The following is a 15368-nucleotide window of genomic DNA, read 5'->3' on the forward strand; positions in this document are numbered from 1 at the left end:
GGTTTTATATTCTCCTTAGTTATTGAGATCGCTAGGGTTTTATATTCTCCTTAGTTATTGAGATCGCTAGTGGATACAGAACTACTCAGAACATTCCTCGAAGTAACAAAGACTCGCCACTTTGGTCGTGCCGCAGACAACCTGTTTTTAACCCAGTCAGCCGTCAGTTTTCGCATTCGACAACTCGAAACGCAGTTAGGGAATGATTTGTTTTCTCGTCAGCGGGGTAATGTGCATCTTACCGCGGCAGGAGAGCGCTTGCAGCCTTATGCTGAAGCGATTTTGCAAACCTGGGGACGGGCCAAGCAAGATGTCGCATTAAGTGACAGCCACAATCAGCAGGTAACTATAGGGGCCTCCTCTTTGTTTTGGGAGTTCGATGGCATTTCCGATTGGATCAGCCGTATTTATCAGAGCGTCGAAGGGTTGGCATTACGTCTTGAATCTGTCCCGCGTCAGAGCTTAGCCAAGCAGCTGCTCGACAAAAGTATTGATGTAGCGATTACCAGCGATCCACCGAAAATTGAAAATTTACATGTCACCAAAGTGCGTGATTACCAATTGCAGCTTGTCACGAATGTACCGGAATGTGCGATGGATCAAGTGAAAGCGCGCCCGTTGGTTTACCTCGATTGGGGTACGCGTTTTTCGCTCGAGCATAGCCGGATCACAGAATTGCAAAAAACTCCGATCATGCATACGCACTCAAGCAAAATGGCGGTTGAGTTCTTAATCAATAACAATGGTGTGGGTTTCTTGCCGTCACCGGTTGTGGCAAGCAGTGTTCAAGAAGGGTTACTTTTCCCGGTTGAAGGCGCGCCAGTCATGGAACAATCGCTGTATTTAGTGTGGCGAGAAGACACAGAAAAAGTGGAAATGTTGGAAGCGATGCTGGCTGTTCCGTTTACCCAAATCATCGAGAGCATTTAACGGTATAGAGTGCTGGCTGTTGCATAAAAACCGTTGATGGTAAGGATAAAAATTACTCGTTGTACAGAAAATACGATGATCTCCTATTCTCAGATTGCTCCCCCTGCCAAGGTAGGGGAAAGCCTGTGTTAACACGGTTGATGTATATCACACTGTGTAGAAGAGAGCAGTCAGTGGCGAAGGTTTCGTTTACTGTTTTTATCTCGCGCTACGCTGCTGTTTATATCGGTAACAATACTGTGTGATAAATCCAGTATTGTTGTAAGTGTACAACGTATTAGTAATTAGTTACTTACTCTGGAAGAGTGTCAGGAAACAGTCATGGCTAAGTTAGATCAAAAATTCGCAAAAGGGTCTAAGTCAAAAAACAAGTTCGATTTTGGAGATGATTTTCAAGATTTCGATCAGCAATCAAGGAAGAAAAAGCGTCGTGTTGCGCGACAGCGTGATGAATTTCCGGAGTTTGAAGAAAGCTATTAATTTCTTATCATCGCAATGATGATTGAAGTGAAGGGCGCCTGAGGGTGCCCTTTTTGTTGCCGGTTATTTGTCATTTTACTTCCCACTCACTCCTTTCCTCTCTTCTACCGATACTTGTGATTGTGTTTAGCCTGATCCGGTTTACGCTTTATAGAGACGCGTAATGCATCTATTGGGCGATAAAGCCAATCGGAGGTGTCATGAATCCACTCTCAATGAAGAACGCGCAGAAGTTGATTGGGGAAACGATCAGCCTGTTTGATGAGCAAGGACGAGAAGGGCACTTTATCGTTGATGCGGTAACCCCCTTAGCTCGCCATGGCTTTGATGATATCGGCAGAGTGATAGAGCATTTTGTGATCAACTTTCAAGGAGATGGCAGCAGCCACTTTCCTGATGGCCATTACCATTTTAAGCATCCCAAGCTGGGTGAGATCCTGTTGTATGTTTTTCATAAGACGGGTCACGAGTATGAGATCATTGTTGATTCACAATTACCCGACTAAATCTGTGTATGCGTTTGTTATCGGGCTTCAAGATGCGGGCTGGGGTCACTTGGCGATACAAATCATGTATACTGCGGCCAATGGTATTTTATTCAAGTTAAACCAAAGGTTGAAACATGCTAGACAATCTAAGTATTCCTGATGACATTCAAAAAGAGCCTGAGTTACCGCTGCCTTCTCTTGACGATCAGAAGCGTATTGTTGAAGAGTTAAAGCGTCTGGAAGCGGCGGGTGAGTTAACACCAGAAGTGCTTGAAGCCTTCATGACGGGTAACCGTAAACCTGCCGCTGACGCATAATACGCAGCAGCCATAGGTCAAACACTGACGGCATTACACTCGCGTGTGATGCCGTTTGCCTTCCAGTAAAAGACTGCGCATTGCATTTGTTACATTGCTTTCTGAATTGTGACTCGACAAGTTTAAGAATGTATATTCATTTTATCTGACTCTATACGCTCAAGTGTTAATTTACGCTCTAAAGCGAAAATTAAATAACAGCTAGATGGCGTAGCAATGAATACACACACAGATTCAAAGGTTTTTCGACGAGACTATAAAGTCATCAAAGACGGTGATAGGTATTACCTTTATCAAAGAAAGTTTTATTTTTTTTGGGTGACAGATGGACAGGGTTATAGTTCAAAAAAAGAAGCAACGGTCAGCATTCCATACCGTCGCTGTCAATAATACAAGTCCAGTGATAAATAACTTTTATCACTGGACTTGTGTTTCCGTAAGTAAAATATCAATTATACTGCTCAATAATAGCCGCTATATCTCCAGCGTCATGAAGAGTCGCGAGTCGATGATTAATAAAATCCTGAATATTACTGTCCATATCAGGGTCAAACGCTAAATAGATAGAATAATCAGGAATGACCTGACTAAACGATGTCAGATTATACTCCGTTGATGGATGTTGACCCTTTTTCAAATGGTATTTAATACGAGATGCCATTTCAACAAACGTTGTATCATCCGGTGAGCGATTAATCACGCGGATGGCTGCGGCGTAATCTTTTACTCGCAGTTCATCAATAGTGCCATCTTCTATATACGGCATCAATTCCGGATAACTGAATCCATGCAGTAGCACGACGACCTTGTCCTGAAGATCTTGCATCGTGTTGAATGACAATGTGCTCCCTTGGCGACTCAACAGGGCGTGCTTTACAGTATAAATTGGTTGAGAGGATAAGTTGGCGGCTTGCACACCTCCCCATGCGGGGCTGCCGTACGTGATCCAGTTCGCTTCACCACCATTTTCCAGCACAGAAATCATGCGATTAAACGGATAGGCGTGATAAGCCAATGTATACGGTGAGTCTTTAAATACTGCGTGAACAATGTCGGTAACAATACCGCTGTGGCTATCACCATTCTCAATTTGAAACGGGACAGCCTGTTTTTTTATCACGTAATAGTTAACCGTTGTGAGCGGTTCACTGTATGCCGAAAGCGGAAGGAGTAACCCTGCGCAAAATACGATGAATTTATACATTGTTGGTCCTTTTTCCACATTCGTTTTCGAGGTCTATGATTAGATTAGTGGTGAAAATGCATGGGTGGGGGCACGGATGGCCAAAAGAAAACAGCAATCACAAAATAAAATGATCATGAGCTTATCGAAACAACTTCTGATTGTGTTATTGATAATAAGCTCAGTATTTACCGTGATGTCCGCAGGGTTAAGTTTATATTTTGACTATCAACAAGCGCGTTTAAATATCCATGCTTTATTTCATCAAATTCAAGAAAGTGATTTATCGGGCTTGTCATCCAGTCTGTGGGTGGAAGATCGGACGCAATTGTTGATACAAGCACAGGGTATTATGCATTTGCCCGGCATCAATCATTTACAAATAGCGAATGAGCAAGAAGTCATTATTCAGTTAGGCACCCCTCTGACTGAACAAGTGCTGGCGCAGCAATGGCCGCTTGAACAGGTGATGGGTAATAAAACGTATCAGTTGGCGACATTGACACTGCAATTTGATTTGTCATTGGTTTACAGTCGCTTAATTAAAAAAGGGACAGTCTTGCTCGTCGGTTATGCTTTACTGGTGTTTTGTATTGCGATTGTGATTTTAATCGTGACTTACCGACTGATTGTTCGCCCGCTCACCGCCATGGCTAAAACCGTCACCGAATTTGATGAACAGCAAATTCCCTTGTCTATTGAATTGGCCCCCCGGTGGTTTAACGATGAAATTTCGGTATTGGCGTCACGCTATAATCATTCAATTGCCCATGTACGGGAAAATTATCGTCAACTGGAACAATCTCGCCAACATGCTGAGCAAGCCAATCAGAAAAAGAGTGAATTTTTGGCCAACATGAGCCATGAAATTCGTACTCCCATGAATGGTATTATCGGCCTGTCGGGCTTAATGCTGGACATGAAGTTGCCTGCGGAACAGAAAGATTATGTCACCATGCTGCACACCTCGTCGTTGTCATTATTGGATGTCATTAATGACATTTTAGATTTTTCAAAAATTGAAGCCGGCCGAATGGAACTTGATTCGATGCCGGTGAATATTTTTGAATTAAGCAAAGAGGTTGAAGCGCTGTTTTTAGTTAAAGCGGCACAAAAAGGCGTGGTGCTATCGTGTTCGGTTGATCCTATGGTGAGCCCATTGTTATTGGGGGATGCCACGAAGCTCAGACAAATCTTGACGAATTTGGTCAGTAATGCGGTGAAGTTTACCGAAAAGGGCCATGTGCAGGTCACCATCAAACACCTTGAAGCCTTGTCCGAACGGTGTCGGTTAGGGTTTGCTGTCAGTGACAGTGGGATCGGGATCTCTCCGGATCAACATGCGTTGGTGTTTGAAAAATTTCAGCAAGCCGATGGCAGCACAACTCGGCAATATGGTGGGACTGGCTTAGGGCTCGCGATTTGTCGGGAAATGGTGCACTTAATGGGCGGGCAGTTACAGCTAGAAAGCACACTGGGCCAAGGGAGTTGTTTTTCGTTTTCATTGCCGTTTGCCCATCAAGAGCGTCACGATGGACTTGTCGAGCCTGACGCCTTGCAAGCCAAACGGGTGTTATTGGTTGATGACAGCATGCTGAACATGCGGATCACCTCGGTGCAGCTTGAACGGTTCGGTGTGCTAACCACACTGTGTGATAACCCGGTTCACGCATTGGCAATGGTCACTGATGCAGACGTGGCTGAACAACCGTTTGATGCCATTATTTTAGATAAATGGATGCCGCAACTGGGGGGATTTCAGCTGGCAGACATACTGACGGAGAACCTTAAAGCGCGCTGTCCTAAGATGATGATGATTTCGGCAGCCCCTGAACCGGGAGATGAGCACAGTGCGCATTCGGCAAGCATTCAATACTTTATTGTCCGCCCTTATAAAGAAAGCCACTTAATTTGGGTACTGACACAATTGATCGGCCTTGCTGGCTGTTCGTATACCGATACTTCTCTTAGTGACGCGGCGCCCCTCAGTGAGGCGATCAATACACCTGCGAGCGAGGAACCTGATAAGATCTCGAGTGACAGGCAGATTGCGCCCTCCGCGACATCGGCTGAGCCGTTGACAGTGACGAAGGAGGCTGTCGCGAAGGAGACCATGGTGAAGGAGGTCGTCTGTGCCTCGACGGATCAACTATTGATATTGGTGGTGGAAGACACGGCGATTAATCAGAAAGTATCCCAAATGATGCTCGAGAAACTGGGGGCGGTGGTTCACATTGCGGAAAATGGCCAAGTGGCGGTAGAAGCCTTTCAGCAGCAACATTATGATTTGATTTTTATGGATTGCCAAATGCCGGTATTGGACGGCTTTGAAGCAACGAAGACCATTCGAGCCCTTGAAGCCGAAGAGGAGCATATCCCTATTGTCGCGCTAACCGCCAATGTCGTGAAGGAAGAGAAAGAGAAATGCCTGCAAGCCGGTATGGACGATTTTGCCTCTAAACCGGTCAGTAAGCAGACGTTAGCAAAAATGTTGACGTTGTACTGTGCGCAGCATGAAACGACGATTTGATCCGCACGGTCGCGATGACAGTGAAACCTGCGGATCAAATGGGATTATTATGCTCAGGAAAGCGACTGGTTATTGGTCAAGAAATCCATCGGCTGATTATATAAGCTGATCACCACCGTCAGGGTATTTTCGCTGGTGTCTTCAGAAATATCCGAGATGACGTAATATTCGCTGTGTTTATTTTTAATATTGGTTATCACGAGATGCCTTAGGCTGTCGTTAATGTCACCTTGAATTTTAAAGGTTTCGATTAGTTCATATTGCCCGTGATCCACTTCCGTAGGGGCTAAGAGTTCGGGAGAGGCTTGAGCCAGCGTCGAGAAGGCAAACAGAGAGAGTGCGGCGAGGCTTTTCTTGATCATCATGATTACAGCGATTGAGTTAAGTACAGGTTACACATAGTAAAATGTGCCGATGTACATACTGTGCCATGACTCAATAATGACTTTGTCAGCCGAGCGTCAAATGCGAAAGAAAAGCCCACACCATAGTGCATTATGGAAAGGGGATCACGGTTAGGGACTATTTGCGGTTAATCTTATCGATATCCGTTTTCCCTGTGACTTTGCATTGATGCTGTTGTTTGAGGTGTTGTGTGCGCGGTAAGGGTTTTCCGTGCGCATCCAAACAAACCGCCACGGTCATAAAGGGGGCTGTTGGCGCTGGCAGCCCACCTAATCCTCCTCCCGATGCCCATGCGCTGCCACAAAAGCTCAATAAGCCGACAATGAACAGTGTTTTCATGGTAGATACCTTGTATCAAGACGATGCCGTGTACTGAGTGTAGTTGACGCAAGCGGGGGGCCTTGTTTCTCTCGTGCGACAAGGCATGCATTATGAATGGCCGAATGCTACGACATGCGATGTTACTTTGATAAAAAGATATCTAGGCAAAGAACATGTCGCATGGCGTAGAAATAGTGGTCGCATGGCGCAGAAAAAGGGATTAGCGTTATCTAGGCCGTTAAGGTCAGTGCGGTTTGTTTTCGCTCGGCTCCGCGTAACATCGCATGGACCAGTTCGTTGGCTTCAAACTTGGTTAAGGCTTCATGTGCGCCAACCTGATGGGCTTGAGACACGCTGATCTCACTGGATAATGACGTATGCAGAATAATGTAAGCACTATTGAGAGAAGGCGTGTTTTGAATTTCAAATGCCAACTCATAGCCATCTAACCCCGGCATTTCAATATCACTGACGACAATATCAAACGGTGAACCGCCTGCCGCCGCATGTTTGAGCATGTCCAGTGCCTGTAGGCCGCTGGTTGCGACAAAGTACGGCACTGAAATACTGTCGAGCGCTTGCGACAGTTGTCGACGAGCCACGGAAGAATCATCGATCAAAATGATTTTTAACGGGCGGAGCTTCTCACGCTGCATATCCGTTAATACCGGATGCAAACTGCTTGGCGGCTCAGGAAACACCTTAGACAGCAACAATTCCACATCCAATAGCTGAATCAGTTTATCGTCAACCATGGTTACACCCGTGACAAACACATTGTTGCCCAACGTACTGGGTGGCGCTTCAATATCATGCCAATTACACGCCGTGATCTTATTAATTCCCCGCACAAGAAAGCCAACCAGCATACGTTGGCAGTCCGTAATAATGATATAGCAGGTGCTTAATTCGTCATTTGTCAATGACGGGTAACCGACTGCTTTGGCCATATCAATAATCGGTAATGTGTCCCCGCGCAGATTCGCCGCACCGAGTACGGTGGGATGAGAATGAGGGATAGCAGTGAGTGTTGTGTAAGGCACGATCTCTTTAACTTTGAGTGTACCAATAGCAAAAGACTGCCGTGCGGTAAGCTGAAAAAGCAGCATGCCTTGAGATTGATTCGTGGCATTTTTTATCATTGTTCAATCCCTTTGAGATGAAAGTGTAATGGCACTTTCGCCGTTACCATCAGCCACCGATTTCCGCGCAGTGGTGATGAAAAAATGAAGTTGTCAGAAGCGTCACAAGACAATATTTACTTTTTGTTACATTGCGTGACATTTGACTCAAAATAGAATTTACGCATAAAAAAGGCGCTACTGGTAGTGATATTTTCCATCTAACATTCATATTCTTCGCTTGTGCAGAGAAATATCATTCCACCTTACTTGTTGATATTGCCATGAAAAATGACGAAATCCCGCGCCTGAAACACTTTGTCATCATAGTAGCGTTTTCCCCCTGTTCGAGGAAAGGGAAGATACTGAGTTTCTCATCATTCGTTGATCAAAGTCGTTATTGACAACTTTGATATTTGAATAAAGGTGATTTGGGCGGAGAGAAAAAAATGGCCGTGCATGGACAATAAATTTGAACAGAGCGTGTGTTTCAGATTTTACTTTACAGCCATTTTACATTTTCATTTGAAATGACATGTAAAACAATAACAACAGTTTCGCGTTCCGAAAAAAGTTAGCTAACACTTAATGACATCGAATGAAGCGCAGGATGTACTGCCTGTCATCGGTGAATAATTAAACATTATGTGGAGAACATTATGCAAAAGGGACTACGTCTTAGCAAAGTAGCATGTGCAATGGCTACCTTGTTGATGGCAGGGACAACTGCAACAGCAGTTGCTGCACCGACTCACGATAAAGCCGTTATCGGTTATTTGACGCAGTGGGAAGCGTGGAAAGGTACAGATGCCGGCTTCAGCGTAAAAGGTGAAGCGACACACTTGAACGTAGATATGGACATCTACTCAATCTTGAACTTCTCATTCTTCGGGGTGGCAAAAGACGGTTCAATGCACAGTGGTGACTTACGTAACAAGAGCATTTACAAGCCGGGTTCCGTGCAGGAGCCAGGCCCACTTCTACACCCAGACGTTTACTCAAGCTGGGACTTACACATCCTTTGGGGTGAGCTAGAGTACATTCACGAGTACCCAGGAAATGAACCTTGGCAGGCTGAAGCGCTAGCGAAAGTACAAGCACAAGGTTTCATTAAAGATGGCCGTGGTTGGAAACACGAACCAACGGGCGTAACAGGTCAAATGCCTCTTCCTCTAAAAGTTGAAGGTGGTGCACCGGGTCTGATCGACTTAGCTAACGAGAAAGGCGTGCAAGTGATGGCGTCTATCGGTGGCTGGAGTATGTCTAAGCACTTCCCAGAAATGGCTGCTGACCCTGTTAAGAAAGAGCGTTTCCTAAAAGACGTTGATCGTCTAATGGCGTTGGGCTTCCACGGTATCGACATTGACTGGGAATACCCTGGTTCAGGCGGTATGAACTTCACCGGTACAGAAGCTGACTACGCGAACTTTGAACAGCTAATGGATGATATCCGTGAGCGCATCGGTCCAAACAAGCTACTGACAGCAGCATTTAAAGCGGTACCTGCAGCCCTTGAAGGCTTTAACTGGGATCGCCTAGTGAAGTCTATGGACTACTTCAACATGATGACTTACGACCTTAACGGTGGTTGGTCTAATGTGACAGGTCACAACTCTCCACTATACCCATACCCAGAAGAAGAGTTTGAGGGCTTGAACCTTGATACCCTGAAAAATTGGATGGTGGATGTTAAAGGTATCCCAAGCCAGAAGATCAACTTCGGTGCGGCATTCTACGGCCGTGGCGTTCAGACGACTGAAGGTACGGCATACTTAGGTGCGCCAACAGACAAGCGTACCCTAAACTTCTCTGTTGATGGGCCAACATTGTCTGCGGCAGACATCGATAACTGGAAAGTGTTTGATGGCCAGCCAAACTACAACTACATCATCAAGCAAACTGGCTGGGAGCACATGTGGGATGCGAACGCCCAAGTACCGTACGCGGTGAAAGGCAAGTACTTCCTAAGCTATGATGATCCAGAAGCAATGAACAAGAAAGCCCAGTACATCGTTGATAACGACCTAGGTGGTATCATCGTATGGCAGGTTCACGGCGATATTCAATGTAAAGGCTCGTTCACTAACCACGGTTCTCAGCTGAAGAAGTGTTCGGATCTAAGCTCGCCATTGGCTGAAGAAATCGACAAAGTGTTCACAGCAGATAGCCCAGTCCCAGGCAACAAAGCACCTGTACTGACCGTACCTGGCGTGCAAATGGCAGATGCTGGCCAAGTGATCAGCTTTGATGTTTCAGCAACCGATGCTGACGGCGATGCGCTAAGCTTCACCGTGACTAACGCAACCGTTGTTGATAACGGTAACGGTACTGCTACCGTCACTTACAAAGCGCCAAACACGTCTGTTGACCTGACTGAAACGGTTTCTGTAACGGTTTCTGACGGTAAGAAGACGACTGTTAAGTCTGTTGTCGTGAAAGTAAAAGGTGAAGCACCACTACCAGGTGAAAACAATGCGCCAGTACTGACTGCGCCTGCGACTGCACAAGTAAACAGCGGTGAAACCGTGGTTATCTCTGTGTCTGCAACAGACAAAGACGGCGATGCACTGACATTTGCAGCTGAAGGCGCGGTTGTAACACCAACCGCTTCGGGTGCAGACATTGCGTTCACCGCTCCTGAAGTAACAGCTGACAAAGTGGTTAACCTTGTTGTGACTGTGACTGACGGTAAAGCGACAGATACTGCAACGGTAGCAGTAACCGTGAAAGCGAAAGATATCACGCCAGAGCCAGGTAACACTTGGGATCCAAACAAAGTATACGTGGGCGGTGATACCGTTGTATTTGAAGGCGTAACGTACACTGCTAAGTGGTGGAACAAGGGTGAAAAACCTGGAACCAGCGCAGTGTGGGAAGCGAAAGATGACGGCGGCGTTGATCCAGGTCCAAACCCAGACCCAGATCTTGGTGACGCATGGTCAGCTGACAAAGTGTACACTGGCGGTCAAGAAGTTGTATTCAACGGTGTGAAATACCGTGCTAAGTGGTGGACACAAGGCGACCAGCCGGGTGCTCAGTACGGTCCATGGGAAAAAATCTAATAAAGTGAGTTTCTTAACTTTATTTTAAATGTGAAAAAGGCCTGACATGCGTGTCAGGCCTTTTTTGTCCATGAAAATGGGGGGTATCACACCTATAGTTAAGAGGCGAAACGGTAAAGATAACGAGGTAGGCGAGTATGGAATTGCGAAATAAATCGGGCGATGTAGCAAAACTGGCAGATAACCTCACCTTGAAAGAAGTGGTGGACATGGGCTTTTCATTAGATATCTGTGATGAAAACTATGATCCCAACGAACATTGGCAAGCCAGTGCGACGCCAAAAGGTAAGCAAAGCGAATACCCTGAATCATAAAGGGTATGTTGCGGTAAACGGATAAAGCCAGCGTAATGTTATGCTGGCTTTTTTATGTTGGTTGCAAGGTGATCGCGTAGGTATGTTGGAATAATAATCAGTTGAAAGGCAAGAATGTGATATCTTTCACTTTGGCTGATATAAGGCTTTCTTTTTATTAATTATCTGCCATGATGAACCCATCGAAAGCAAACTAGCATTCGATAAGCTTTATAAAGCGTACTTCGTATAATGGCTATTACCTCAGCCTTCCAAGCTGATGATACGGGTTCGATTCCCGTAGTACGCTCCAAGCCTTAGTTCCAATCCTCTGTATTCGTCTCTCGTTTCAATCTCCAACGATACCCGACCCATTCACCAACCTGTGTCCTTTTATTAAAGATTAGCCTTCTCATTTATTGACTCTTTCAGGGGATCGATGTGCAGAATGGCGATTTTTGCGCATTGATTATTGGGTCAACAGACTATCGGCTGGTAAGCCTTAAGTGCTGACGTCGCATTCGTGGTGTTACCCAGTTGCATGCGTCGGTAGTGCTTGAGCGTTTTTGCTAGATATTGGGCAGCAATATCGGCTTGATCATCCGTGGTTGACTGCCAAATATGCTCCCCAACCAAGCTCACTTTTTTATTCACATCTGGCGTAGAAGATACATAAATGATCTCATAAAAGCGGTGATTCTCTTTGACGAGGCATTCCTGTTTTAAGCTGAAGTTTCGCTGTAACAGTGTTTGGCGTAGAGTAAATTGATGGTGCACCGGGCACAAAAGAAAATCAATCTCTAACTCGGGATACAGCCCGTGAATACTCTCAATGAATTGCGTCATCAAGTCCCCTCCCACACCGGCAATAATAACCAAATGTTTACCTTCGTATTGATCGAGCGGTAATGCGGCCACATCCAGGCAATGGGTCTTCCATGTTGACAATGAATCAGCGTGAAAGCGTTGCAGCTTATGGTCTATTGCCTGCATGAGCGCAGGCACGATATCAACAAAATGAATATTATCCGCTGCTTGTCGAGATAACAGCGCGGTGCCTAACAGGCCATGATCACAGCAGCAATCCCAAATATGGGTATAGCCAGGCGTGATCAATTGCTCGATGTGTTTAAGTCGTTTGCTGAGTTTCAAGGGGCGTTCACCTACGTTGAGAAGTCGCGTATTGTAATGGTTTTTGCCGGTTTCGCCAGATGGAGACTTCGATAGCATGCCGATTATGGCTTGCATCTCAATAGTCTTTACCGTGATGTTGCTGTACGACCAGTGAGGAGCAAGCACGGGGGGGAGGGCAAAAACTGACGAGCATAATAAAATTTAACGCTTTACTTGGGAACGAAACAGGACAGATGCACATTTGTCATGGTCATTTTCTCGCTGTTTCTAAATACCAAACTGCATTTATTATCAATAGAATAGGCCGTCAATAAATGCAGTTTAATGGACTGATTCTCATTTTTTACCAGGATCGAATTTTTTCCTATTCGGTCTGCGGTATAGGGATGGGTATCACTGAATTTTATGGTGTTGTCATCTTTGTTTATATAGGTATACGTGAGTTTATGTTCATTTTTGAATTGCTCACCGTGAACAATCCAAGTGTATTTTTCGAAACCGATAGTGCCATGAAAATATTGTTGCTGATTATGGGCTAAGATCGCACATGAAATGTTAAWCACCAGAAGAAGAGTAATGATGCTGTACTTGTGATTTAACAAAAAAGTAAATAATTGGTTACGACGCATTTTTAACATTAAAACCTATATCAAAATTAACGGCTTGTTGTAGAAATTACATTTTTTCGCAGTTTAAACGTTGATTATCTGAATCATAGGTACAAATATTACCGTCAATCGTTAATTTTATGGTTTTATCACCCGTATTTTTGATGATATGCGGATAAGGTTTTATTTGTATTAACGAGCGAAAATCTTGTTTGTAGTAGATGATTTCAGCAAAATGCCCGATAAAATAAAGCGCTGAAAACGATAACAAGCCGATTGAAATCAGAAAAAAGCGATTTATATACATGCTTTTTTTGCTGATATTGCAGTCTATTGTCGGGGGCGTAGCATCTACATCTACATCATTGATAAGTGAAGATGTTTCAATAGCCGTAAAATTCAGTTTGTAACCTTGGCCTGGCACATTCTCTAAAATTGACTTGTCTTTGTCTTGAAGCGCATTACGCGTTCTGCTGATCAACTGCGGCAAGCTTTCACTGGATGTTGGTTTAGACAACCACACGGATTGAATGATTTCTTTATGATTCAATATCGTTGGATGCGCATTAACCAAGCAAGTGAGTAACAAGTGCTGTTTATGAGTCAAGGTTATATTTTTATCACTCATACCTTCATTTTTATGTGCCATCGTGCGCGACTCGACATGCCAGTAATAATCACCCAACTGAATGTTTTTTTTGCTGTGTAATTGTGAATTCAATGTTTACGTAAACCTTAATTAAGCATAGAAATGCGGTGGCATGGTGAGATATTTTAAAATGACCGCGAAGTATACTCAAAATCTTACTGATTACAATAAAGGCATTTATCATTAGTAAATCTAATGATTTTTTGAAATAAACTAATCATTTTGTTCAGAAAGACAAACACTCAAAGTGGCGAGTTTCTACATTATTTAGTGCGGTGGATAAATGGGGTGATGTATAAGTTGTTGTTTGTTATGGAATTATGTTTGATTACATTTGAATTTATATTTATTTCATACACTTGTAAGTGGTTTTTTATCCAGCAAATATGCTCCAATTCTCTTAGATATTTTCACTATTAATAGCATGGTCGTGATGGTGATACATCATCACATGATTTGTGTGCCATGGTATTTTCACAAGCTTACGATCTACCATCTACTCATTTTAAGTATTAATATCTTCGCAAATGATGATGCACTGTGTATCATAAAGACCATCGGTTGGCGAACGACGTTAGTAAGGCACACATAACAATGAAAAACATTCTTCTCTGTACAACGGGTGCGAGCCCACAAGTAGTGACTGAAACCTTGTATGCGTTGTTTACGCAGGGTAAGACATACCCAGATGAGATGTATGTGATCACAACGGAGAGTGCGAAAGCGATCTTGGTGGAAGGTCTGTTTACACAAGGGCACCTCCAAGCGCTGTATGATGAATATGGTATGCCTGCCGTTGCGTTCGATGAAAGCCATATTTGGTTGATTGAAGATGAACAAGGTCGGCCGGTGTTTGATGCGAAAGGCGAAGAAGATCAAGCCTACATGGCCAATTTCATCACCCGCAAAGTCGCCGAACTCACCGCTGATAACCAGACGGCGATCCATGCATCAATTGCCGGTGGGCGTAAAACCATGGCGTTTTACATGGGCTATGCCATGTCATTGTTAGGCCGTGAGCAGGATTCTCTCAGCCACGTGTTTGTGAACGATGATTTCGAGTTTGTCCGTGATTTCTATTTTCCGACCAAAAACGACAATTGGATTGTCGGTAAAACAGCGGCGGATCAGGTCAATACCAAAGAGGCGATCGTAACGCTTGCCGAGATCCCCTTTGTGCGTATGCGTAAGAAGTTTGAAGATGATCTGATCAGCCAAATTGAGGAGGCGACCTTCAGTAAAACGGTGGCACGCATGAATGCGGCCGATCAAGTGACATCGGCACAGCTGTCGCATAATGCGTCGACCATCTCGGTGCTGGGCATTGATATTAAGCTTACGGCCAAAGAGCTCGCTCTGTATCACTACATTGCTCTTGAAACCGATAAAAAAGTGCTGGTGGATCGCCATTTTATTGAAAGCACTGCGCCAAGTAAGGCCTATTTGTCGGTATACAGCAAAATGAAAGGGGATGTTCGTGTCTACCGGACGTTTGGTTTGGAAGATGATATTGCCTGGCGTGAGCAAGCCTTAACGACGTTAAAACCGATGGAAAAAGAGTTCATTCAGCCGATCCGAACGCAAGTGAACAGCAAGCTGAAGAAAGCATTACCAGCAGAAATTTATGAAAAAGTGCAGATTCACTCTCAGCGCGTGAGCGGCGGAAACCAGTATTGGATCGCATCAGCATTGTTAGTCACGGAGGTGTGACGTCTGTTTAGTGTCGCACAGCTTGATTGAGTGTGAGGGCCGGTGAAGGGGGAGGGGACGTGATCACGCTGGTGTCGTGACATCCCTTGCCTTACTGCAAAAAATCGGCCTATGCAGTCATCTGATAGTTGAGTCTT

14 protein-coding genes and 1 tRNA gene are annotated in these 15368 nt (G+C 44.7%); 9 read left to right on the plus strand and 6 right to left on the minus strand.

Annotated elements, in window-relative coordinates; translation table 11 throughout:
- Window positions 1-69 precede the first annotated feature (69 nt).
- The 4 genes from hdfR to L4C36_RS17945 all read left to right on the plus strand — a co-directional run bounded on the left by hdfR (window position 70) and on the right by L4C36_RS17945 (window position 2215).
- Window positions 70-930, plus strand: coding sequence for an HTH-type transcriptional regulator HdfR (gene hdfR / locus L4C36_RS17930; protein ID WP_428479174.1), 861 nt, complete (start codon window positions 70-72; stop codon window positions 928-930).
- Window positions 931-1251: 321 nt separating this feature from the next.
- A complete protein-coding gene (locus L4C36_RS17935) occupies window positions 1252-1410 on the plus strand; it encodes a hypothetical protein (RefSeq protein WP_428479175.1) in 159 nt (52 codons plus the stop codon).
- A 200-nt stretch (window positions 1411-1610) separates the two neighbouring features.
- Entirely contained in the window at window positions 1611-1916 is a 306-nt protein-coding gene (locus L4C36_RS17940; protein ID WP_428479176.1) for a DUF6916 family protein, read from the plus strand.
- A 116-nt stretch (window positions 1917-2032) separates the two neighbouring features.
- Window positions 2033-2215 carry a restriction endonuclease subunit S domain-containing protein gene (locus L4C36_RS17945; protein ID WP_428479177.1) on the plus strand — a complete coding sequence of 61 codons (183 nt, stop codon included), beginning with the start codon at window positions 2033-2035 and terminating at the stop codon, window positions 2213-2215.
- 448 nt (window positions 2216-2663) lie between these two features.
- On the opposite strand, the gene L4C36_RS17950 is transcribed toward L4C36_RS17945, so the two are convergent.
- Entirely contained in the window at window positions 2664-3419 is a 756-nt protein-coding gene (locus tag L4C36_RS17950; RefSeq protein ID WP_428479178.1) for a substrate-binding periplasmic protein, read from the minus strand.
- A 76-nt stretch (window positions 3420-3495) separates the two neighbouring features.
- Here L4C36_RS17950 and L4C36_RS17955 point away from each other — a divergent pair, with 76 nt between their 5' ends.
- On the plus strand, window positions 3496-5928 hold the full coding sequence (locus L4C36_RS17955; protein ID WP_428479179.1) for a response regulator: 2433 nt from the start codon (window positions 3496-3498) through the stop codon (window positions 5926-5928).
- A gap of 53 nt (window positions 5929-5981) precedes the next feature.
- Here L4C36_RS17955 and L4C36_RS17960 read toward each other — a convergent pair whose 3' ends face one another.
- From L4C36_RS17960 to L4C36_RS17970, 3 genes are all read right to left on the minus strand, one after another.
- A complete protein-coding gene (locus tag L4C36_RS17960) occupies window positions 5982-6293 on the minus strand; it encodes a hypothetical protein (RefSeq protein ID WP_428479180.1) in 312 nt (103 codons plus the stop codon).
- 157 nt (window positions 6294-6450) lie between these two features.
- On the minus strand, window positions 6451-6672 hold the full coding sequence (locus L4C36_RS17965; RefSeq protein ID WP_428479181.1) for a hypothetical protein: 222 nt from the start codon (window positions 6670-6672) through the stop codon (window positions 6451-6453).
- 212 nt (window positions 6673-6884) lie between these two features.
- Window positions 6885-7796 carry a chemotaxis protein gene (locus L4C36_RS17970; protein WP_428479182.1) on the minus strand — a complete coding sequence of 304 codons (912 nt, stop codon included), beginning with the start codon at window positions 7794-7796 and terminating at the stop codon, window positions 6885-6887.
- 638 nt (window positions 7797-8434) lie between these two features.
- On the opposite strand from L4C36_RS17970, the gene L4C36_RS17975 reads away from it, so the two are divergent.
- The 3 genes from L4C36_RS17975 to L4C36_RS17985 all read left to right on the plus strand — a co-directional run bounded on the left by L4C36_RS17975 (window position 8435) and on the right by L4C36_RS17985 (window position 11443).
- A complete protein-coding gene (locus tag L4C36_RS17975; RefSeq protein ID WP_428479183.1) occupies window positions 8435-10837 on the plus strand; it encodes a glycosyl hydrolase family 18 protein in 2403 nt (800 codons plus the stop codon).
- Between the two features lie 137 nt (window positions 10838-10974).
- Window positions 10975-11151, plus strand: coding sequence for a hypothetical protein (locus tag L4C36_RS17980; protein WP_428479184.1), 177 nt, complete (start codon window positions 10975-10977; stop codon window positions 11149-11151).
- A 217-nt stretch (window positions 11152-11368) separates the two neighbouring features.
- Window positions 11369-11443 (plus strand) — tRNA-Gly (locus L4C36_RS17985).
- A 164-nt stretch (window positions 11444-11607) separates the two neighbouring features.
- Here L4C36_RS17985 and L4C36_RS17990 read toward each other — a convergent pair.
- The gene (locus tag L4C36_RS17990; protein ID WP_428479185.1) at window positions 11608-12378 is read right to left on the minus strand and encodes a tRNA (adenine(22)-N(1))-methyltransferase; all 771 of its coding nucleotides are present in this window, start codon (window positions 12376-12378) and stop codon (window positions 11608-11610) included.
- 561 nt (window positions 12379-12939) lie between these two features.
- Window positions 12940-13593 (minus strand): winged helix-turn-helix domain-containing protein, encoded by a 654-nt coding sequence (locus tag L4C36_RS17995; RefSeq protein ID WP_428479186.1) that lies wholly within the window; start codon window positions 13591-13593, stop codon window positions 12940-12942.
- A gap of 522 nt (window positions 13594-14115) precedes the next feature.
- Here L4C36_RS17995 and csm6 point away from each other — a divergent pair.
- Window positions 14116-15231: a CRISPR-associated ring nuclease Csm6 gene (gene csm6 / locus L4C36_RS18000; protein ID WP_428479187.1), complete on the plus strand. Its 1116-nt coding sequence runs from the start codon at window positions 14116-14118 to the stop codon at window positions 15229-15231.
- The last annotated feature ends 137 nt before the right edge of the window (window positions 15232-15368 follow it).

The organism is Photobacterium japonica, from assembly GCF_050337005.1.
Classification (GTDB): Bacteria; Pseudomonadota; Gammaproteobacteria; order Enterobacterales; family Vibrionaceae; genus Photobacterium; species Photobacterium japonica.